Below are 21589 nucleotides of genomic sequence, written 5' to 3' on the forward strand. Positions count from 1 at the left end.
TGCCGCGTTTGCCCGTTACCGTTCTATTCCATGTCTGCGGATTCCGCCGCTCCTGTCGAGCGCCCGCGTCCGGTGGAGGACGCCCGACCGCCCTCCCGGCCGTCGCTGACCGACCGTGTCGGTGGACGTCTGTCCGCCGTACCGCACATCTTCGGCCTGATCCTGGGCATCTACGCGGTCGTGGTCGCATTGTGGTCGATCTCCCCGACCCTGCGTTACTGGATCCACGCCCCGCGCGAATATCTCGACGAGTACTACTTCGACGCCCCCGACACGAGCCTGTCGTTCGCGCTCGTCCTCGGCCTGCTCGCCGGTGCGATCGCCGGCCGAAAACGCATCGCGTGGTGGATCCTGACGATCTACCTCGGCGGATTCTCCATCACCAATCTCGTGATGAGCATCGTCGAGCGCGACCCGAACCACCTCGTCGCGTTGGTCGTCCACCTGCTGATCGTCGCGCTCCTGCTGCTGTCCTATCCCGAGTTCTACACGCGCGTGCGGCGCGGAAACGCCTGGGCCGCACTCGGTGTGCTCGTAGGTGGTCTGGTCGTCGCGACGCTCATCGGCTGGGGCCTGGTGGAACTGTTCCCCGGCACCCTGCCCGCTACCGACCGGTTCCTGTGGGCGCTCAACCGCGTCACCGCGCTGACGTTCATCGACAACGACCAGTTCGGTGGCCGCCCGAACGGGCTGGTCAACACGATCCTCGGCCTCCTCGGCGCCCTCGCCGTGCTCGCGGCGGTCGTGGTGCTGTTCCGTTCACAGCGAGCGAGCAACGCGCTCACCGGCAGTGACGAATCGGCCATCCGCGGTCTGCTCGCCCAGAGCGACGATTCGCTCGGCTACTTCGCGACCCGCCGCGACAAGGCCGTGGTGTTCGCCCCCAGCGGCAAGGCCGCGGTGACCTACCGCGTCGAACTCGGCGTGTGCCTCGCGAGCGGTGATCCGATCGGCAACCCCGAAGCATGGCCGCACGCCATCGACGAATGGCTCGACCTCGCCCGCGCCTATGGGTGGACACCCGCGGTGATGGGGGCGAGCGAGAACGGTGCGACGGCCTACCACCGTGCGGGTCTGAACGCGCTGCAGCTCGGCGACGAGGCCGTCCTGCTCACCCGCGACTTCAGTCTCGCCGGACGCGACATGCGACCGGTGCGGCAGGCCGTCAACCGCGCCCGCAAACACGGTGTGACCGCGCGGATCATGCGTCACCGCGAACTGTCACCCATCGAGCTGTCGGCGGCGATCCAGCGCGCCGAGGCCTGGCGCGACACCGAAAACGAGCGCGGTTTCTCGATGGCCCTCGGCCGGCTCGGCGACCCGCTCGACGGCGACTGCCTGCTCGTCGAAGCGGTCGCGGACGGCAAGGTCGTCGCGATGCTCTCGCTCGTGCCCTGGGGATCGGACGGCGTGTCACTCGACCTCATGCGCCGCGACCCGCAGGCCCCCAACGGCGTCGTCGAACTCATGGTCTCCGAGCTCGCCTCACGCGGTGCCGAATTCGACGTCGAGCGGATCTCGTTGAACTTCGCGGTCTTCCGGTCGGTCTTCGAGGAGGGCGCGCGGATCGGTGCCGGCCCGATCCTGCGGTTGTGGCGGTCGATCCTGCTGTTCTTCTCACGGTGGTGGCAGCTCGAGGCGTTGTACCGGTCCAACGTCAAGTACCACCCCGAATGGGTGCCCCGCTTCCTGTGTTTCCGCGACAACCGGCTCATCCCGCGCGTCGCGCTCGCGTCGGCGATCGCCGAGGGCTTCCTCACCCTCCCCACCTTCGGTCGTCGGAACACCCAGCAGCACACGGGAACACACTCGGCGTTCCCCGAGGACCAGGTGGCCGCGGCAGAACTGCACGACGACGGCAGCGCACCCGACGTCGAGCTTGCCGACGGCACGCCCGCCGTCTCGCACGGACGTCGCCGCCCCGAACAGGTCCAGGTGCGGATGAACACCCTGCAGCGGATCGTCGAGCACGGTGTCGATCCCTATCCGGTCGCGCATCCCCCGACCCACACGGCCGCCGAGGCCCGGGCCGCGAAGTCCGGCACCCCGGTGACCGTGGCGGGACGCCTGCTGCGCATCCGCAACTTCGGCGGTGTGCTGTTCGCGGTGCTGCGCGACTGGTCGGGCGACATCCAGATCCTCATCGACCGGCAACGGGTTGCCGGACAACGCTTCCTGTTCGACCTCGGTGACCTCGTCGAGGTGTCGGGCGAGGTGGGACGCAGCCGCACCGGCGAGATCTCGGTGCTCGCCGACTCGTGGCGCATCGACGGCAAGTGCCTGCATCCGCTGCCCGACAAGTACCACGGCCTCGTCGACCCGGAAGCCCGCGTGCGGCAACGCTATCTGCATCTCGCGATCGACCGCGGGGCACGCGACCACCTCGCGGCACGCAGCGCGGTGGTGCGGTCGCTACGCGACGAACTGCAGGCGCGCGGCTATCTCGAGGTGGAGACCCCCATCCTGCAGTCGGTGCACGGCGGCGCGAACGCCGCACCGTTCATCACGCACATCAACGCCTACGACGCCGATCTGTACCTACGGATCGCCCCCGAGCTGTATCTGAAGCGGTTGTGCGTCGCGGGCATGGCGAAGGTCTTCGAGATCGGCCGGGTGTTCCGCAACGAAGGTGCGGATTTCAAGCACAACCCGGAGTTCACGATCCTCGAGGCATACGAGGCGCACAGCGACTACGAGAAGATGCGGGTGGTCGCACGCGAGTTGATCCAGGCAGCGGCCCGCGCTGCACACGGACGCGAGATCATCCTGCGGCCCGGACCCGACGGTATCCCGGTCGAGATCGACATCTCCGGCGAGTGGCCCGTCAAGACCTTCCACGACGCGATCTCCGAGGCGCTCGGGACGTTCGTCGACGCGCAGACCCCCGTCGACGTCCTGCGACGCCTGTGCGACGAACACGAGATCCCCTACAACCCGGCCTGGGACGCCGGCGCCACCGCGCAGGAGATGTACGAGCACCTCGTCGAATCGAAGACGGAGTTCCCCACCTTCTACACCGACTTCCCGACCTCGGTGTCGCCGTTGACCCGGCCGCACCCCCGCAAGCCGGGTGTCGCGGCGAAGTGGGACCTGGTGGCCTGGGGTGTCGAGCTGGGGACCGCCTACAGCGAGCTCACCGATCCGCTCGACCAGCGTGCTCGCCTCACGGAGCAGTCGCTGCTCGCCGCGGGCGGTGACGAGGAGGCGATGGAACTCGACGAGGAGTTCCTCGAAGCACTCGAATACGCGATGCCTCCCACCGGCGGCCTCGGTATGGGTGTCGACCGGATCGTGATGCTCGTACTCGGAGGGAGCATCCGCGAGTCGCTGGCGTTCCCGTTCACGAAGCCGCGGCGCTCCTGACGGGTGGTTTCACGTGAAACCGCTCTACCTGGCATCGTGAGGTCGTGCAGCTACTCCTGATCCGTCACGCCGAGCCGAACAACGCCCGCGCCGAGACCGGGGGCGCCGACCCGCCGCTCACGGAGGCCGGTCGTCTCCAGGCGTCGCGGTTGCCGGACGCGCTGTCCCCCTACAACATCACCCGCCTGTTCTCGAGCCCGCAGTTGCGGGCCCTGCAGACGGCCGAGCCGGTCGCGGAACGACGCGGGCTCGACGTGGAGAAGATGGAGGACATCGCCGAGTACGACTACGGCCACGACCACTACTTCACGATCGACGCCGCGAAGGACGTCGCACCGGCCGCCTACAAGCGCATCCTGGCAGGTCACCTGCCCGATTTCGTGGACGGGGACGCCTTCCGCACGCGGGTGCTGCGAGGGATCGACCACGTGGTGGACACGTGCGACCACGCCGAGACCGTGGCGCTGTTCGCTCACGGTGGGGTCGTGAACATCGTGCTGCAGCACCTGCTCGAGCTGCCCCGGCCGCTGATGTTCCCCATCGAGTACGCGTCGGTGACGCGCATCCTCGTCTCACGCAGCGGCGCGCGCCGCGTCGCGTCGATCAACGAGACCGGGCACGTACGCGACACCCTGCGCGTCTGAGCGCCCCCGGAGCCGGCCGCGGGTGAGCCCCCAGCGCCCACCCGCGAGTCGTGGGTTCAGCGCCGTGCGCTCGCGAGGAGGTCGCGGGCGGCGGTGCTGCCGTCGAGCAACCGCGACGTGCGGCGCACGATCTTCCAGCTGCCGTCGATCCGGGCGAGTTCGAAACGATTGGCGCTCACCCGCCACACCCGGAACGAATCCGAATCGGCGTTGCGGCGCAGCAGCAGGGAGTGGCAGGTCGCGACGGCGGTGTCGCCGTCGACCCGGATGTGCACCGGGTCGAGCAGATGACCGCAGCCCTCCTCGATGTAGTCCTGGTGCGGTCGGGTGCGCACCATCTTCATGATGGCGTCGCGACCCTCCATCAGGCGGATGTCGACGTCGTAGACGGCGTCCTCGGCCCACAGTTCCCCCACCGCCTCGGCGTCACCGGCGTCGACGGCCGGGCCGTAGGCCGTGAGGACCTCGTGGATCGCAGCCTTGTCCTCGAGGAGCTGTACGCGTTCGAGGAGGGAGGCCAGCAGGGCGGAGTCGGTCATCTCGATCCTTCCGGGCGGGGGCGTCGCCACCCGTTCTACCGGGGTCCGGAGTCCTGCCTCCCGGGTCGTCCCGGTGACCGGAAGCAATCGACTGTGCAGCCCCTGACCAGGGCATGACACGGACGCCGACGTGATCTTCCCGTGCAGGATTGATACGGTCACCGCCGGAGGTGCACCGGATGGATGCGGACAGGATCGACGAACTCGTACAGGGCGGGATACGGACACAGGACCAGCTCGAGGCCGTCCTGGGCATTCCGCACCCGGCGATCGTCGACAAGGCGCGACCACACCTGACGCCGCTCATCAGGCATTTCCTGTCGCTGGCGCGGTTCTTCACGATCGCCACCGCCGACGCCGTCGGCAACTGCGACTGCTCGCCGCGCGGCGACATCGAGTCGGCGGTGCTCGTCCTCGACGACCACACGATCGCGCTGCCCGACCGGCCCGGCAATCGCCGCGCCGACTCGTACCGGAACATCCTCGAGAACCCTCACGTCGGGCTGCTGTTCTTCGTCCCCGGCGACGAGGAGGTGCTGCGGATCAACGGCCGCGCCACGCTGTCGACCGACCCCGACCTGCTCGGGAAGCTGTCGCTGCAGAACAAGCCGGCGCAGCTCGCTGTGATCGTGCAGATCGACGAGGTCTTCCTGCACTGCGCGCGGGCGTTGCTCCGCGCCAAGCTGTGGGATCCGTCGACCTATCCCGACCGCGCGGCGGTCCCCTCGATGCGCGACATGCACGCCGAACTCCACTCGATCGAGATCCCGGCCGACGCCGAGCCGGGCAAACGCGAGCTCTACCGCGAGTTCCTGTACTGACCGGACCACACGCGGCGAGTGCGTCACGATGGTGGGGTGACCTCTCGGATCGCCCAGATACGCCGCTGGCGCGCCGGCGCTGCACTACGCAGCCGCCTGCGCGACCTGACCGGCGCCCTCGTCGTCGTCACCGGTGGTGGTAGCGGGATCGGCCGGGCCTCGGCGATCGCCTTCGCCGCCGAAGGTGCCATCGTCGTCGTGGCAGACAAGGATCTCGACAGCGCCCGCGAGACGGTGGCGCTCGTGAACGTCCCGGCTCCCGGTGCCGGAGGTTCCGAGGCCGTCTTCGGCGGCGCCGCTCACGCCTACGAACTCGACGTCTCCGACGAACAGCAGGTCCGGAAGTTCGCGCAGACCGTTCGCGAACGGCACGGCGTCGCCGACGTGCTCGTCAACAACGCGGGCATCGGTGTCATCGGTGCCTTCGCCGACACTCCGCAGAGCGTCTTCGAGAACGTGATGGACGTGAACTTCTGGGGAGTGGTCTACGGCTGCCGCGCCTTCACGGAGCAGATGATCGAGGCCGGCACGGGCGGGCAGATCGTCAACGTCTCGTCGGCCGCGGCGTACATGCCGCAACGCAACCTCGCCGCCTACACGACGAGCAAGGCCGGGGTGTTCATGCTGTCGGAGTGCCTGCGCGCCGAACTGCTCGAACACGGGATCGGCGTGACCGTCGTGTGTCCCGACCTGGTGGACACCAACCTCACCCGGGCGACGGAGTACGTCGCGCCGAACAAGGAACTACGAGCAGCACGACGCACCCGCACCCTCGCGATGTACCGACGCCTGCACATCGCGCCGGAGAAGGTGGCCAAGGCGATCGTCGGGGCGGTCCGTCACAACAAGCCTGTGGTGACGGTCGCCCCGGGCGCGAAGGTCCGCAAGTGGCTGATGCGCTTCGCGCCCCGTGTCATGCGTGTGGGCGCACGATTCGACATCGATTGATGGTCAGGCCTTCGAGGCGATCCAGTCGTGCAGCCACCGCGTGGCCGTCGTTCCGCGACCGTCGACCACGTAGTTCGAGTAGTCCTGGTGGATCTGCGACTCGTAGAAGGTTCGGATCTTTTGCTCGCGCAGCTCGTTCGCCTCGGGCGTGAGCTGTAGCTGCAGCATCGGGATGCCCCCGGCGGTCATGATGTCGTTGTAGAGCGCCGTCGCCTCGTCGCGGTAGTTCTCGAGCTGCTCGAACGGGCTGCCCGCCGAGATCGCGAGGAAGCCGGCCAGTCGCGTGACGAAGTCCTCCGGCGGCGTCGAGCAGTAGAGGTCGCCCACCGCGCAGATGGTGCGCACGTTGGGCGTTACGAATCCGAAGCCTCCCGCGCGGGCACCTCCCGCACCGGTGCCGGCGACGGGCGGACCGACGAACGGGTCGAGTTCGGAGCGGCGCGGATCGGACAGCAGACCCACCGCGACGAGGCGGTGCGGACCGATCACTCCCAGCCCGGTGCCGATCTCGGCGGCGAGATCGCCTGCGGCATCGGCACCCTGGCTGTAGCCGACGAGGGCGAAGTTCGTGAGGGGGCACCGCTCGGCGGTGGCCGCGATGATGCCGCGTGCGTTGTCGACGGCGCGATTGCGGGAGGCCGCGTACACGTCGCCCTCCCACGGAAAGGCCGTGGCGGGATACGCGACGTAGTCGACGCGGGCGCCGGCGGGAAGATTGGACGTGACCTGGGCGAGCATGCCGTTCCCGCGGCCGGGGTCGGGGGTGTTCGAGGTCTCCCATGTTCCAGGCACAGCGACCACGTTCAGGGTCGGACACCCGGGCGGATTGGCTTGCGCCGCAGGCATTGCAGCGAATACTGCTGCACATGCCGCCACTGCGGCCACCGTTGCCGCCCACACTCTTCTCATAGCCATGTCCCCGCCCCGCTACTGTCCTGGTGCCGCGTCCCTCCCCGGCAGTATCGAGTAGAAGGATGACATATTCGTGAACCGGATGTGATGTATCCGAGTCCGGAACGTTGTCGGGAAACGACGGGGCCGGCGGATCAGCCGCGGACGACGGTCACCTGTCCCCCACCGATGTTCGTCACGAAGACGTTGCCCGTCCCGTAGTCGACCGCCGTTCCCGGAACCGGCCGCTCGACGACGCTCCCTTCGGCGGTCGAGGCGGGTTCCGCGACGACGATGTCGGGTCCGAAAAGGTTTGTCACATAGATGTTTCCGCTGAACGGATCGGTGACCACCGCGCCCGGCGGAGGCGGTGGCGGGGCCGGGAGCTCCGCCGGCGCGACGGCACGGTCGACGACCGTGACACCGCCCGTACCGACATTCGTGACGAAGACGCCGTCGGTTCCCGCGTCGAGGATCAGCTCCGGCATCCCGGGGAGCGGAGCCTGTGCAGGCCCCGCAACGGGCTCGGGCGTGACCTCCGTCCGGTGCACCGTGACCGCACCGGTACCGACATTGGTGACGGCGACGTTGCCGAGCCCGCCGTCGACCCGCATCTCCACGAGCGCGGTGGACACCTCGGTGCGTCCCGGGACACGCCCCTCGGGATGCGTGACGGTCACGGCGCCGGGACCCACGTTGGTGATGCATGCGTTGCCGACGCCGCCCTGGAGTCCGAGCAGGCGGGGACCGTCGAATCCGAAAACCGGTGGGACGGGCTCGGCGCCGTCGATCGTCACGAGCCCGCCACCGTTGCGGATGCACGCGTCCGCAGGGTCCGCGGTCGCGGCCGGAGCCGCCGCGACGGCAGCCACGACGGCACCCGCACCCATCACGACCGTCGCCAGTGCCCGTCTCGTAGCCGTCATGCGCAGAACCATAACGGGTGCGACGCCCGGCGACACGGAAATATCACAAGCGCAGCGCGTCCGGTGGTCCCTGTCGAGCGGATTTCTGTGGATCCACCCCCGGAAAGCAGGGGCAGCTCCACCGAAACCCGAGGAACGATGACCAAGCACCCCGCATGTAAGGGTAGGCATGCTTTACTTCCGCACGTGATGAACTCAGTGCGCCATTGGCCGGACCGTTTCGGCGATCACGCCGTCGCCGCCTTCCGCATCGCCGTCGGTTTCCTGTTCCTCTGCCACGGCACCACGAGCCTGTGGGCGTGGCCGGCGGAACCCTACGGCGGAACCACCGCACAACTCGGCGCATGGCCCGGCTGGTGGGGTGCGATCATCCAGGTCGTGTGCGGCACCGCCCTGATCGTCGGTCTCGGTACCCGGCTCGCGGCCTTCCTCGGCTCCGGATCGATGGCGTACGCCTACTTCTGGGGTCACCAGGCCGACGGCGCACTGCCCATCCAGAACGACGGTGAATCCGCCGCGCTGTTCTGCTGGGCGATGTTCGTCCTGATCTTCCTCGGCTCCGGATCGTGGGCCGTGGATCGCCTCCTCGCGCGGCGGCGCGAGGAGGCCACACCCGAACCGGCGCCGGCCACCGCAACCGACACCGATCCCGCGTCGCTCGTCGACGCCTGACCCCACCCACGAACGCCGCCCCCCGAACGCCACTGGGCCGCACACCTTCCGGTGTGCGGCCCAGTGGTCGTACCTCGTTCAGCGCTGCGGCATCGTGGTGGTCGCGATCGGCGCCGGCAACGCCGTCTCACCCTCGAGGAAGCGGTCCACCGCAGCGGCGCACGCGCGACCCTCGGCGATCGCCCAGACGATGAGCGACTGTCCGCGACCCATGTCGCCGGCGACGAAGACACCGTCGACGTTGGTGGACCACTCCGACGAACGGGCGACGTTGCCACGCTGGTCGAAGTCGACCCCGAGATCGGTGAGCAGACCCGGCTTCTCGGCACCGGTGAAGCCCATCGCGAGCAGCACCAGATCGGCCTCGAGTTCGAAGTCGCTGCCTTCGACCTTCTCGAAGCGACCGTCGACCATCTGCACCTCGTGCGCCTTCAGCGCGGTGACCTTGCCGTCCTTGCCGATGAATTCCTCGGTGTTGACGGAGAAGACGCGCTCGCCGCCCTCCTCGTGCGCCGACGAGACGCGGTACATGAGGGGGTAGGTCGGCCACGGGGTGGACTCGGCGCGCTGCTCCGGCGGCCGCGGCATGATCTCGAACTGGTGGACGCTTTCCGCACCCTGACGGTGCGAGGTGCCCAGGCAGTCGGCGCCGGTGTCGCCACCGCCGATGATGACGACCTTCTTACCCTCGGCCGTGATGGTCGGGGCCGGCAGATCGCCGAGTTGCACGCGGTTGGCGATCGGCAGGAACTCCATCGCCTGGTGGATGCCGTCGAGCTCGCGTCCGGGGATCTGCAGGTCGCGGGCGACGGTCGCGCCGCCGGCGAGCACCACGGCGTCGAACTGCTCGCGCAGCTCATCGGCGGTGATGTCGACACCCACGTTCACGCCCGGCTTGAAGACGGTGCCCTCGGCCTCCATCTGCGCGAGACGGCGGTCGATGAAGCGCTTCTCCATCTTGAACTCGGGGATGCCGTAACGGAGAAGACCACCGATGCGGTCGGCCCGCTCGAACACCGTCACCGAGTGACCGGCACGCGTGAGCTGCTGTGCCGCAGCGAGACCGGCAGGCCCGGAGCCGACTACCGCGACCTTGTGGCCGGTGAGCTTCGACGGCGGAACCGGCTTGACGCGGCCGTCGTCGAAGGCCTTCTCGACCAGCTCGACCTCGACCTGCTTGATGGTCACCGGGTCCTGGTTGATGCCGAGCACGCACGACGCCTCACAGGGCGCCGGGCAGAGCCGGCCGGTGAACTCGGGGAAGTTGTTCGTGGCGTGGAGGCGCTCGATCCCGTCCTCCCACTTACCCTTGTAGGCGAGGTCGTTCCACTCGGGGATGAGATTCCCGAGCGGGCAACCGTTGTGGCAAAAGGGGATACCGCAGTCCATGCAACGGCTTGCCTGGGTCCGGAGGGTGTCGAGCGGGAACGGCTCGTAGACCTCCTTCCAGTCGAGGAGTCGCAGCGGGACAGGCCGGCGGACCGGCGTCTCGCGGGAACCGTGCTTGAGGAAACCGGTGGGATCAGCCACGAGCAGCCTCCATGATCGCCTCGTCCACGTTCGCACCACGGATGGTGGCGTCCTTGATAGCCATGAGTACCTTCTTGTAATCGCGAGGCATGACCTTCGCGAAGTGGCTGACCTGTTGTGACCAGTCGGCCAGGATGCGGGCTGCGACCTCGGAGCCCGTTTCGTCACGATGCCGTTCGACGGCGCCCTTGAGCCACGCGAAGTCCTCGCCCTCGAGATCCTCGAGGTCGACCAGCTCGGTGTTCAGGTTGTTCTCGAAGTCCTTGTCCGGGTTGTACACGAACGCGACGCCACCGGACATGCCCGCACCGAAGTTGCGGCCGGTCTTGCCGAGGATGACGACCTTGCCACCCGTCATGTACTCGCAGCCGTGGTCGCCGACGCCTTCGACGACGGCCGTGGCTCCGGAGTTGCGGACCGCGAAGCGCTCACCCGCGATGCCACGGATGAGGACCTCACCCGAGGTGGCACCGAACAGGATGACGTTGCCGGCGATGATGTTGTCCTCGGGCACGAAACCCTCGGCCGCATTGTGCGGCGGGCGCACGATGATGCGACCACCCGACAGGCCCTTGCCGACGAAGTCGTTCGCGTCGCCGTTGAGCCGCATCGTGATGCCGCGCGGGACGAACGCACCGAAGCTGTTGCCGGCCGAACCTGCGAAGGTGATGTCGATCGTGTTGTCCGGCAACCCTTCCGCACCGTACTTCTTGGTGAGCTCGTGGCCGAGCATCGTGCCGACGGTGCGGTTGACGTTGGTGATCGGAGTGTCGAACGAGACCGACGTACCCGACTCGAGAGCGGGCTGCGCTTTCGCGATCAGCTCGTTGTCGAGTGCCTTGTCGAGAGCGTGGTACTGCTCCTTGGTGCAGTGCATGTCCTGCTCCCCGAAGATCGGGGAGGTGACCTTCTCGAGCAGCGGCGACAGGTCGAGCTTCGACGCGCGGTAGTGCTCGACGGCCTTGCGGGTGTCGAGGACGTCCACCTGGCCGATGGCCTCGTCGAGACTGCGGAAACCGAGTTCGGCGAGGTACTCGCGCACCTCTTCGGCGATGTACAGCATGAAGTTCTCGACGAACTCCGGCTTACCGGTGAACCGCTTGCGCAGCACCGGGTTCTGCGTCGCGACACCCACGGGGCAGGTGTCGAGGTGGCACACACGCATCATGATACAGCCCGAGACCACGAGCGGCGCGGTCGCGAAACCGTACTCCTCGGCGCCGAGGAGAGCGGCGACCACGACGTCGCGGCCGGTCTTCATCTGGCCGTCGACCTGCACGACGATGCGGTCGCGCAGACCGTTGAGCATCAGCGTCTGCTGGGTCTCGGCGAGACCGATCTCCCAGGGAGCACCCGCGTGCTTGAGGGAGGTCAGCGGCGACGCGCCGGTACCACCGTCGTGACCCGAGATGAGCACGACGTCGGCGTGTGCCTTCGACACACCCGCGGCGACCGTGCCGACACCGAGCTCGGAGACCAGCTTCACGTGGATGCGGGCCTTCGGGTTGGCGTTCTTCAGGTCGTGGATCAGCTGCGCGAGATCCTCGATCGAGTAGATGTCGTGGTGCGGCGGCGGCGAGATCAGGCCCACGCCGGGCGTCGAGCCACGGACCTCGGCGACCCACGGGTACACCTTGTGCGGCGGCAGCTGGCCGCCCTCACCGGGCTTCGCGCCCTGCGCCATCTTGATCTGGATGTCGGTGCAGTTGCTCAGGTAGTGCGCGGTCACACCGAAGCGACCCGAGGCGACCTGCTTGATCGCCGAGCGCCGCCAGTCGCCGTTCTCGTCCGGGGTGAAACGGCTCGGATGCTCGCCGCCCTCACCGGAGTTCGAGCGGCCACCGAGACGGTTCATCGCGATCGCGAGGGTCTCGTGCGCCTCGGCCGAGATGGAGCCGTAGCTCATCGCACCGGTCGAGAAGCGCTTGACGATCTCGCTCGCCGGCTCGACCTCGTCGAGCGGCACCGGCGGGCGCACGCCCTTCTTGAACTCGAACAGACCGCGCAGCGACGCGAGTCGCTCCGACTGGTCGTCGACGAGCTTCGTGTACTCCTTGAAGATCGAGTACTGGCCGGTGCGGGTCGCGTGCTGGAGCTTGAACACCGTGTCCGGGTTGAACAGGTGGTACTCGCCCTCACGACGCCACTGGTACTCGCCACCCACCTCGAGCTCGCGGTGCGCGCGCTCGGACTGGCGGTCGAGGAAGGCCGTGCGGTGACGGGCCGCGACGTCCGCGGCGATCTCGTCGAGACCGACACCGCCGAGCTGCGACTGCAGACCGGTGAAGTACTCGTCGACGAGTTCCTGCGACAGGCCGATGACCTGGAACAGCTGCGCACCGGTGTAGGAGGCGAGCGTGGAGATGCCCATCTTGGACATCACCTTGAGCACGCCCTTCGAGGCCGCCTTGATGTAGTTGGCGATGGCCTTGTCGAGGGTCATGCCCTCGGGCAGGTCGCCGTTCTGCAACAGCTCGTCGATGCTCTCGAACGCCATGTACGGGTTGACCACGGCCGCACCGAAACCGCACAGGGCGGCGATGTGGTGGACCTCGCGGGCGTCGCCGGCCTCGACGAGCAGACCGACCTTGGTGCGGGTCTTCTCGCGGACGAGGTGGTGGTGCACCGCGGAGGTGAGCAGCAGCGACGGGATCGGCGCCAGCTTCTCGTCGGACTCGCGGTCGGACAGCACGATCAGGCGTGCGCCCTTCTCGATGGCCTGCGAGACCTGCTCGCGGATCGAGGCGAGGGCGCGACGCAGACCCTCACCGCCCTCCGCGACCGGGTACAGGCCGCGGATGATGACGCTGTTGAAGCCGGGGAACTGCTTCTCGTCGTTGACGTGGATGAGCTTCTGCAGGTCGTCGTTGTCGATGACCGGCGCACCGATGAGAATCTGCCGGCACGACGCCTCGGTCGGGTTCAGCAGGTCGCCCTCGGGGCCGAGCATGCCGCCCATGCTGGTGACGATCTCCTCGCGGATAGCGTCGAGCGGCGGGTTGGTGACCTGGGCGAACAGCTGCGAGAAGAAGTCGAACAGCTGACGCGGACGCGACGACAGCACGGCGATCGGCGTGTCGGTGCCCATCGAGCCGAGCGCCTCGGCTCCGGAGGCCGCCATCGGCTTGACGAGGAGGTCGACCTCTTCGCGGGTGTAGCCGAATACCTGCTGCCGCAGCACGACACGCTCGTGCGACATGTAGGTGTACTTGCTCTCGGGCAGATCCTCGAGACGGGTGACGCCGCCTGCGACCCACTCCTCGTAGGGATGCTCGGCGGCGAGCTCGCGCTTGATCTCCTCGTCCTCGACGATGCGGCCCTTGGCCGTGTCGACGAGGAACATGCGGCCCGGCTGCAGGCGACGCTTGCTGACGATCTTCTCGGTGGGGATGTCGAGCACACCCACCTCGGAGGCCATGACGACGAGGCCGTCGTCGGTGACCCAGGCACGTGAGGGGCGCAGGCCGTTGCGGTCGAGCACGGCGCCGATGACGGTGCCGTCGGTGAAGCACACCGAGGCCGGTCCGTCCCACGGCTCCATGAGGGCCGCGTGGTACTCGTAGAACGCGCGACGGGCCGGATCCATCGAGTCGTGGCGCTCCCACGCCTCGGGGATCATCATGAGCACGGCGTGCGGCAGGCTGCGACCACCGAGGTGCAGCAGTTCGAGCACCTCGTCGAAACGCGCGGTGTCGGACGCACCCGGCGTGCAGACCGGGAAGATCTTCTCGAGCTTGTCGCGACCGCCGAAGACCTCGGTGTCGATGAGTGCCTCACGGGCGCGCATCCAGTTGGCATTGCCCGTGACGGTGTTGATCTCGCCGTTGTGCGCCACGCGGCGGAAGGGATGCGCGAGCGGCCACGACGGGAACGTGTTGGTGGAGAAGCGCGAGTGCACGAGACCGAGGGCCGAGACGACGCGCTCGTCCTGCAGGTCGCGGTAGAAGCCCTTCATCTGGGGCGTGGTGAGCATGCCCTTGTAGACGAAGGTCGACGCCGACAGGCTCGGGAAGTAGACGGTCTCGCTGCCGGGACCGTCCTCGCCCGCGCCGTGGTGGCCGAGCTCGTGCTCGGTGCGCTTGCGCACGACGTACGCGCGGCGCTCGAGCTCGAGGCCGGTGAGCGCGCGGGCGCCGGAGGCGATGAAGATCTGCCGGAAGGTGGGCATGGCGTCCTTGGCCATGGAACCCAGCTCGGACTCGTCGATCGGCACCTCGCGCCAGCCGAGGACCTCGAGGCCCTCTTCGGCGACGATGCGGTCGACCTCGGCGGCCGCGGCGTCGGCCTTGGCGGTGTCCTTGGGCAGGAACGCGATACCGGTCGCGTATGCGCCTTCGGCGGGAAGATCGAAGTCGACGAACTCACGGAAGTAGGCGTCGGGGACCTGGATCAGGATGCCGGCGCCGTCGCCGGTGTTCTGTTCCGCTCCCGCTGCACCGCGGTGTTCGAGATTCACCAGGGCGGTGATCGCCTTCTCCACGATGTCGCGACTGCGACGACCGTGCATGTCGACGACGAACGCGACGCCACAGGAGTCGTGCTCGTTCGCCGGGTGGTAGAGCCCTCGAGGCCCGGGGAGATGAGTCATACCTAGCCTTCGTTGATGCGATAGCACCGACGACCAGCAGCGCTGATGGCCATCTACTGCCGTAGACGGGTATCGGCCGGGTGCCCGATACCTTCGACATCGCCAGTATCCGCTCATCCGCGACGGTGCGGGTGCCTTTTCGGCAGCGCGAGCGTGGACCCGGCGACCGGTGGGACGTCGTGGTCCCACCGTCTTCGAAACGAACGATATGCCAGGTGGCGGGGGGTAATGCAAGCAAGCCTGCCCTATTCTTCCGCCCACCTGCGGAAACGCAGCCGTAACGCACCGGAATCGCGGGCGTCACCCTGCCGTGGAAAGCAGCATTCGCACCATTCGGGACACGCCGTCGCGCGGGTCCGGCCCGTCGTCCTGCGAGGTGCAGCGATGCAGGATCAGTCCGTCCAGGTAGTCGATGAGAACCCGCGCGGCGGTGGCGGAATCGTCGACGCCGAGGCCCGCGAGCACGGTCCCGATCCATCCGCGCAGTTCGCTGCGGCGGGTTTCGACCCCGGCACGCAGTTCGGGCGTCGCCATCGCCTCGACGAACATCGCGAAGCGTGCGCGGGTCCGCACGAGGTCGTCCCCCGTCACGAACATCACATATCCGTGCGCCAGGTCTTCGAGCTCACGTGCGTCCCCCGGCAACGCGGCGCCGATCGCCTCGAGCTGGACCCGGTCCCGCTCGAGGAGCCTGTCGAGCACCCCTTCGACGAGAGCCTGGCGGGTGCGGAAGTAGTTCGACGTGGAGCCGGCCGGCACACCGGCGATGGCATCCACGCGGCGGTGGGTGAGGGCGCGCAATCCTTCGGTCCCCACGAGTTCGATTGCGGCGTCGAGGACGGTGGCGCGTTTGTCGGTCACGAGAGACATTCTACGAGGATCACTACAGGGGTAGTGACTGTCCACTACATACGTAGTACCGTCATGACATGACCGTGAAGCCAGGCAGTGCAGCGATCCTCGGCGGCGGAATCGGAGGGCTCACCGCCGCGAACACCCTCCTCCGCCACGGATGGCACATCGACGTGTTCGAACGATCTCCGGAGCCTCCGCGCACCGGCACCGCGCTCGGGATGTGGCCTCCTGCCCTGGCCGCACTCGAAGTTGCCGGCGTCGGCGGACGGGTGGAACAACTCGGCGTGACACAGCGCTCCGCGACGCTCAGACGCTGGGACGGTGTGGTGCTCGCCCACGTCGGGGACCTTCGCCGGGCACCGGTCATGGTTTCCCGGCCCGCCCTCCTCGACATCCTGCTGTCCGGCCTCCCCGACCACATCGTGAAGTTCGACGCCCCCGCGCCACCGCTCACGGCCCTCGCCGGATACGACGTGATGATCGGCGCGGACGGAATCGGCAGTGCGGTACGTGACGAGGTGTTCGGTCCGACCTACCGGCCCGTGCACACCGGGTACGGAGCGTGGCGCGGCTGGGTCGGCGGCTCCACCACGAACCATGGAGAAACCTGGGGTCCCGGCGCGCTCTTCGGAATCACCGACCGCGACGGCGACCTCACCAACTGGTTCGCCGCCGTCCGCACCACCGAAGGCACCGGCGGCACCCTCGACGACCTGTACGGCCGCTTCCACGACTGGCACCCCGGCGTACGTGACATCCTCGGCCGCCTCGACCCCGACGACGTCATGTACCACGACCTGTACGAATCCCCCCGTCTCCCGTCGTACGTCCGCGGCAACACCGCACTGATCGGCGACGCGGCGCATGCGATGGCACCGAATCTCGGCCGCGGCGCATGCGAAGCAATCGTCGACGCCACGACACTCGCGACGCTGTTGTCCGAGCATCCGGTACCGATCGCTCTGCAGCGCTATGACCGTGCCCGTCGACGCCGCACCCAGCTCCTCGTGCCCGCGTCACGGGCGGTCGCCAGGATCGCGACCGCGTCCCGGCTGACATCTCTCCGCGACTCCTCCATCACAGCATTCGGCCGCATCGCCTGAAACGTTCCGATAATCACCCGGTCGAGGGAACCGATCGTCACGCTGCTGCGTCCAACCCTGATGGAACGTCTGCCGGACAGGAGTTGGTGAGCTGATGTCAGCGCTGAAGGTCGACCCGGACTCGTTGAAGAGCCTGGCCTATGCCCTGGAGGGAGAAGCCGAGACCATCTACGCGTTGGAACCGTCCGCGGCGCTCGAGTCGGTAGCGGGCGCGATGCCATCCTCAGCGGTCGGTGGTGTCGCCGGACGCGCGGGAGCACCACTCGACACCGCCTACCGCGCTATGGCCAACTGCCTGCGACGCATGGCCGAGGCCACCGAAGCGGCCACACGGAACTACGAGGTGGCCGAGGAGGAATTCAGCCGCCAACTCGCGGCCGTCGGATCCGACTTCGAAGGAACGGCCCCGTAGATGTGGTCTCCTTCCGCGATCCGCTCGCTCGATCCGGCTGCGCTCACCACGGCTGCCGACGCGGTCGAGTCCGCAAACAACACATTCCGGGAGTCGACCCACCGCGTCGACCGGAATGTGGATGCCACGTTCGGTGGATGGGACGGTGAAGGCGGGGCGGCCGCCGCGGCACGTGCGTGGAGTGACCGGGTGGCCGGCCAAGGCATCAGCCGCGCTGTCGACGAGCAGGTCGACGCCCTCCGCGACGCCGCAAACACGCTCATTCCCGCCCGCGCCACCGTCGTCGGAATCGTCGACAACGCGGTTGCAGCCGGCTTCACCGTCCACGACGACGCGCGGGTCGAGGCACCCCGAGCCCACACGGGCGACGCGCAGACCGACCTCGTCGTGCAAGCGGGTCTCGACGACACCGCCATGAACTTCGAGGTCCAACTGAAATCGGCGGTGCGCACATTCGACGAACTGGATCGAGACGCCGCCGTCCGACTCGAGCAGGTCAGCATCCGGCTCTCCACGTTCGGCGGCGAATTCCGTTCCCAGAACACACATTCCATCGATTCTCCGGACGGTGCTGCCGACGCTGCGCTCCTAGCATCCGGGGCTGCACGCGATACCGATCTCGAACGCATCGGACGCACCCTGTCGCTACCGTCGGGTGCGAGCATCGAGTACCTCGACGCCTTCTACAACAGCCTCGACGAGGACGAACTGGCGAACCTGCACGAGACGTACAAGACATGGGAAGCCGAAGGCAACCCCGACGCGGCGCGCTGGGCCGACGGTCTCGGCAACGGTCTGCTCATCCTTTCGAATCCCGAATACGGCGGGTCGTGGGAGTCGGTGCCGCAGGACATCCGAGACACCATTCGATACGGCTACGAACCCGACCCGAACGCCGAGCACCCCGGTGAACCACTGGACCGGCTGGATCGACTCGGCGCGATACTCGGCGAGGCCAACCCTCAGTATCGACCCGGAACCGAGATGGGCATCGAGATGAGCCGGGTCGCCGGATATATGGCGGGCATCCCCACCTACGCCGATCCCCACATCATTCCCACCCCCGACCCTTCCTATTACGACCACACGGCAAGCACATTCCTCGACATCGCCACCCGGAACACCGACACGTCGTATCACCTGCTCACCGGCACCGACGTCGACGGCAGCCCTGCGGACTTCAGTAGGGACGAGGTGCTCGTTCCGCTGCTCACCCGCGAATGGTCCGACGACGGAGCAACTCTGGCCGGCCTTACGGATTGGATCGCTGCCGACGCGTTGCCCGCCGACCCGGGTGACCCCGCCGCAGTAATCCGAGCCGAACGTGCGGGCGAGGCAGCATTCGGTTTGGCCGAGGTGTTGTCTGCGCCGGAATCGGAGTGGAACTCCGACAACAACTTCAACCGTTTCCTCCATATGCCGGGTGCCTCCCGGGAAGAAACCGACCTGACCATAGGTGACGTCAATCCTGTTGCTGTCCGTTCCTTCGCGACCGCCCTGTCACCGTTCGTCGGCGACATGGTCGGTTCCGTCGACGACGCCACCGCCACCAGCGGCTTCGGTGAACTCGGCCCGGTCCCGGCGACGCGCGTATTCACCCTCATGAACACCGACCCTGCGGCAGGTGCCCTTCTCAACGGTGCAGCAATCGCGCAGGCCACCGATTTCGACCGCCGGTTCGCTCTCGAACAACTCGACGGTGTGAACAAGTACAGCTACGGAACGTATTCGGGCCGGTTGCAAAGCCTCGTCGAGGTCGGTTTGAGCAGCACCTACGAGAACGAGAAGCTGGTCGAGCAGGCGGCGATCGACAACCGGAACCAGTCCAGAGCAGACGCGTATGCCGTGGCCCAAACCCTCGTCACCGGTGCGGTGACGGCGTTGCCGGGTGGCGTGGTCACGGGTCCGCTCGTGTACTCGACAGGGGTTTTGTTGCAATCCGAAATCGTCGATGCTGAAGGGCAATACGTGGGGCATCCGTCGGGGGTCGAGGGGTTCGATTCCGAAATGTATCTGACGGAGACGGGCGCCGAAAATACTCGGAGATACAACATGCTCAATGCGTTGGTCGACGCCGGAAGAGTGGATCCAGCGGACATGCCCTTCAGCCAGGCAGAGGGTCACACTATCCCTGAACGCACCAAAGCCGATGAACACGTCCTGACGAATCAAGCTGCCAGCATCATTTCGGAAAACGGGATCGATTACGGGTCCCAGGACATGTATCTCGGATCTGCCTCGAACGGAGCGGGCGACCTCCGAAATATCGTCTATGCAGACCAGAGGGACGGCACCGACGGATTTCGCGATGTGCTCGTAAACGATGTTGTTCCGGCCGGAGGAGAAAGGTGGAACTACGGCGCATGACAACAACGTGCCCGCGGGGGAACCGGAAACTCGTTACCACTCTAGTCGTTTTCATGCTTGTCGCATGCACGTCGGAAACCGAGCCGGCACCGCAGCAATCCCCTTCCCTTCCCGTAGACGCGAGCGAATACCAAGCGCCGGAGCAGGTTCGCAACGCGACCTACGTCTGGTCGGCGGAGCCCGGAATTGATCTGCTGGATAACCGTGGAAAATTGATCCGGGCATCGCACGAATCGATGATGATCGCATTCTACGGAGGTATCGAAACAACCTACCCAGGATTCAGCAATGCGATCGATCCCAGGTATGCGCGCAGGATAAATACCATCGCTACGCGCGCGCTAGTGGGCACGATCCGAGCGCACCTTCTTCAGGTGCATCAGACAGAAAAGGGTTTCAACGCGACCGTCTGCATTCAGCCCTCACACTATGCAGTGCGAAGAGACGACGGCCAGTATCACACTGTGCATGGCTCGGCCATCGAAGAGAGAGTCGAGTTCAACCACCCCACCGCTGAGGATCGCGACCTCGCCCGGGTCCGACCCAACGTCCCACCGAGCACCACTCCCCGCCCGCCATCTCCTCCCATCGCCGACGCGACTCACCAATGGTCCGCGCCGACGGAGGACGTCTTCGCGGGCACCGAGTGGTTGATCAGTTTCGGCGCAGATCTCGGCGATGCCAAGAAACGTTGCGAAGAGTGGGGACGCAGCATCGAGCCGGGGGTGCCCGATGACGGGGCCGAGTTTCTCGTCTCCCCCACCCCACCCGAAACCCTGCCCGCCTACCCGGGCTGGTGAGCACATGAACCGAATTATTTGCGCTGCAATAGCATTCCTTGTCGGATCATCCCTACTTGCAAGCTGCACACCCGATCGAGCGCCGGCACCGGTTGCGCCCCAGACCATCATCACCGCCGAGTACGAACCACCCGGACAGGTCCGAAGTTCCACCTTCGTGTGGTCCGCAGAACCGGGAATCGACCTTGCGGATCAACGCAGCATCCTCACCCGAGCCGCGTACGAATCCATGATCATCGCCCACTACGGCGGACTCGATACCACCTATCCCGGGTTCGCCGGAGCACTCGTCCCTTCCTACGCACGCAAAGTCCCAACTGCGCTGGAAACATCCCTCGTCGGAACATTTCAGGCGCACATCCTCCAGGTGCTCGATACGGCGGCTGGGTTCAAAGCAACCGTGTGCACCCAATGGTCGAAGGTGGGCATCAGGGTCCGAGACGGCGACTATCGCATCAACCAATTTTCCGGGCAGGAGGAATTTGTCGAGTTCACCCGTGACACCGAGGAACATCGGCTCGAAGGGCAACTCCACAGGCACGACCCGGAACCACCGACACCAAGCGATCAGTACCTGACTTCTCTCCCCACCACCGAGCACCAATGGTCCGCTCCTACGGAAGATCTGTTCACCGATACCGGACTCAGAATCGACTTCGGGGGCGACTTGGGCGAAACGATGTATCGATGCGAAGCATGGGGTCGCAGCATCGAACCCAGCTTGCCGCCCTACAGAAGTTCCGAAACCATCATCTCCCCCACCCCACCCGAAACCCTCCCCGCCTACCCGGGCTGGTGAGAAAGGAACCGTGTTGACGTATCCAGAAGAACTCTCCATCGCCGTCAGGCGTGTGCAGGACACGATCGAACGGATAGTAGGCAACGGATCGGTCCACGACATCCGTATCAGCGTCACCCCGACCGGCCGCATCGTCGCCCTCGAGATCCCGCCCGAGGCGTACAACTGGTCGCCGGACGTGCTCGCGACTCGCATTACCGCCGCCCACGACCTCGCATCCGCGGACGCCGACGAGCAGGCCCGCTACGCGCGCGCCGAGTTGGCCGACGACCCGCGTATCCGGCGCATCGTCTCGAGGATCGGGCAGCGCTGACCTCGAGGTGAACGGCCC

The 21589-nt window shown here is 66.9% G+C and carries 17 protein-coding genes; 11 read left to right on the forward strand and 6 right to left on the reverse strand.

What is annotated here, in order from left to right; all coding sequences use genetic code 11:
• Positions 1-72: 72 nt before the first annotated feature.
• Both lysX and NVV99_RS11570 read left to right on the forward strand, forming a co-directional pair.
• Entirely contained in the window at positions 73-3363 is a 3291-nt protein-coding gene (gene lysX, locus NVV99_RS11565) for a bifunctional lysylphosphatidylglycerol synthetase/lysine--tRNA ligase LysX (protein WP_024102597.1), read from the forward strand.
• Between the two features lie 44 nt (positions 3364-3407).
• Positions 3408-4007, forward strand: coding sequence for a histidine phosphatase family protein (locus NVV99_RS11570; protein WP_019290415.1), 600 nt, complete (start codon positions 3408-3410; stop codon positions 4005-4007).
• Positions 4008-4063: 56 nt separating this feature from the next.
• Here NVV99_RS11570 and NVV99_RS11575 read toward each other — a convergent pair whose 3' ends face one another.
• Complete coding sequence (locus NVV99_RS11575; RefSeq protein ID WP_024102596.1) at positions 4064-4546, reverse strand: nuclear transport factor 2 family protein; 483 nt, start codon at positions 4544-4546, stop codon at positions 4064-4066.
• 179 nt (positions 4547-4725) lie between these two features.
• On the opposite strand from NVV99_RS11575, the gene NVV99_RS11580 reads away from it, so the two are divergent.
• Positions 4726-5367 carry an MSMEG_1061 family FMN-dependent PPOX-type flavoprotein gene (locus NVV99_RS11580; protein ID WP_024102595.1) on the forward strand — a complete coding sequence of 214 codons (642 nt, stop codon included), beginning with the start codon at positions 4726-4728 and terminating at the stop codon, positions 5365-5367.
• Positions 5368-5403: 36 nt separating this feature from the next.
• Complete coding sequence (locus NVV99_RS11585) at positions 5404-6315, forward strand: SDR family NAD(P)-dependent oxidoreductase (RefSeq protein WP_019290417.1); 912 nt, start codon at positions 5404-5406, stop codon at positions 6313-6315.
• A gap of 3 nt (positions 6316-6318) precedes the next feature.
• On the opposite strand, the gene NVV99_RS11590 is transcribed toward NVV99_RS11585, so the two are convergent.
• Both NVV99_RS11590 and NVV99_RS11595 read right to left on the reverse strand, forming a co-directional pair.
• Positions 6319-7224, reverse strand: coding sequence for a cutinase family protein (locus NVV99_RS11590; protein WP_024102594.1), 906 nt, complete (start codon positions 7222-7224; stop codon positions 6319-6321).
• Positions 7225-7361: 137 nt separating this feature from the next.
• A complete protein-coding gene (locus NVV99_RS11595; protein WP_231913191.1) occupies positions 7362-8132 on the reverse strand; it encodes a hypothetical protein in 771 nt (256 codons plus the stop codon).
• 189 nt (positions 8133-8321) lie between these two features.
• Here NVV99_RS11595 and NVV99_RS11600 point away from each other — a divergent pair, with 189 nt between their 5' ends.
• Positions 8322-8804: a DoxX family protein gene (locus NVV99_RS11600; protein WP_019290420.1), complete on the forward strand. Its 483-nt coding sequence runs from the start codon at positions 8322-8324 to the stop codon at positions 8802-8804.
• A 78-nt stretch (positions 8805-8882) separates the two neighbouring features.
• Here the strand turns inward: NVV99_RS11600 and NVV99_RS11605 are convergent, their stop codons facing one another.
• The 3 genes from NVV99_RS11605 to NVV99_RS11615 all read right to left on the reverse strand — a co-directional run bounded on the left by NVV99_RS11605 (position 8883) and on the right by NVV99_RS11615 (position 15783).
• Positions 8883-10334 (reverse strand): glutamate synthase subunit beta, encoded by a 1452-nt coding sequence (locus tag NVV99_RS11605; RefSeq protein ID WP_024102591.1) that lies wholly within the window; start codon positions 10332-10334, stop codon positions 8883-8885.
• Positions 10327-14922: a glutamate synthase large subunit gene (gltB, locus tag NVV99_RS11610; RefSeq protein ID WP_024102590.1), complete on the reverse strand. Its 4596-nt coding sequence runs from the start codon at positions 14920-14922 to the stop codon at positions 10327-10329. The genes NVV99_RS11605 and gltB overlap by 8 nt, the downstream gene beginning before the upstream one ends.
• A gap of 300 nt (positions 14923-15222) precedes the next feature.
• A complete protein-coding gene (locus NVV99_RS11615; protein WP_006553330.1) occupies positions 15223-15783 on the reverse strand; it encodes a TetR/AcrR family transcriptional regulator in 561 nt (186 codons plus the stop codon).
• A gap of 68 nt (positions 15784-15851) precedes the next feature.
• Here NVV99_RS11615 and NVV99_RS11620 point away from each other — a divergent pair, with 68 nt between their 5' ends.
• From NVV99_RS11620 to NVV99_RS11645, 6 genes are all read left to right on the forward strand, one after another.
• The gene (locus tag NVV99_RS11620) at positions 15852-16880 is read left to right on the forward strand and encodes an FAD-dependent monooxygenase (protein ID WP_024102589.1); all 1029 of its coding nucleotides are present in this window, start codon (positions 15852-15854) and stop codon (positions 16878-16880) included.
• A gap of 94 nt (positions 16881-16974) precedes the next feature.
• Positions 16975-17292 carry a hypothetical protein gene (locus NVV99_RS11625; protein WP_024102588.1) on the forward strand — a complete coding sequence of 106 codons (318 nt, stop codon included), beginning with the start codon at positions 16975-16977 and terminating at the stop codon, positions 17290-17292.
• Positions 17293-19659, forward strand: coding sequence for a hypothetical protein (locus NVV99_RS11630; protein ID WP_024102587.1), 2367 nt, complete (start codon positions 17293-17295; stop codon positions 19657-19659). It begins immediately after the preceding gene.
• Between the two features lie 53 nt (positions 19660-19712).
• Positions 19713-20459, forward strand: a complete 747-nt coding sequence (locus NVV99_RS11635; protein WP_024102586.1) for a hypothetical protein — start codon at positions 19713-19715, stop codon at positions 20457-20459.
• A gap of 229 nt (positions 20460-20688) precedes the next feature.
• A complete protein-coding gene (locus NVV99_RS11640) occupies positions 20689-21258 on the forward strand; it encodes a hypothetical protein (protein ID WP_242411668.1) in 570 nt (189 codons plus the stop codon).
• Positions 21259-21271: 13 nt separating this feature from the next.
• On the forward strand, positions 21272-21571 hold the full coding sequence (locus NVV99_RS11645) for a YbaB/EbfC family nucleoid-associated protein (RefSeq protein ID WP_255028757.1): 300 nt from the start codon (positions 21272-21274) through the stop codon (positions 21569-21571).
• The last annotated feature ends 18 nt before the right edge of the window (positions 21572-21589 follow it).

Origin of the sequence: Rhodococcus sp. PAE-6 (assembly GCF_025290685.1) — a bacterium.
In the GTDB taxonomy this organism is placed as follows: Bacteria; Actinomycetota; Actinomycetes; order Mycobacteriales; family Mycobacteriaceae; genus Rhodococcus; species Rhodococcus pyridinivorans.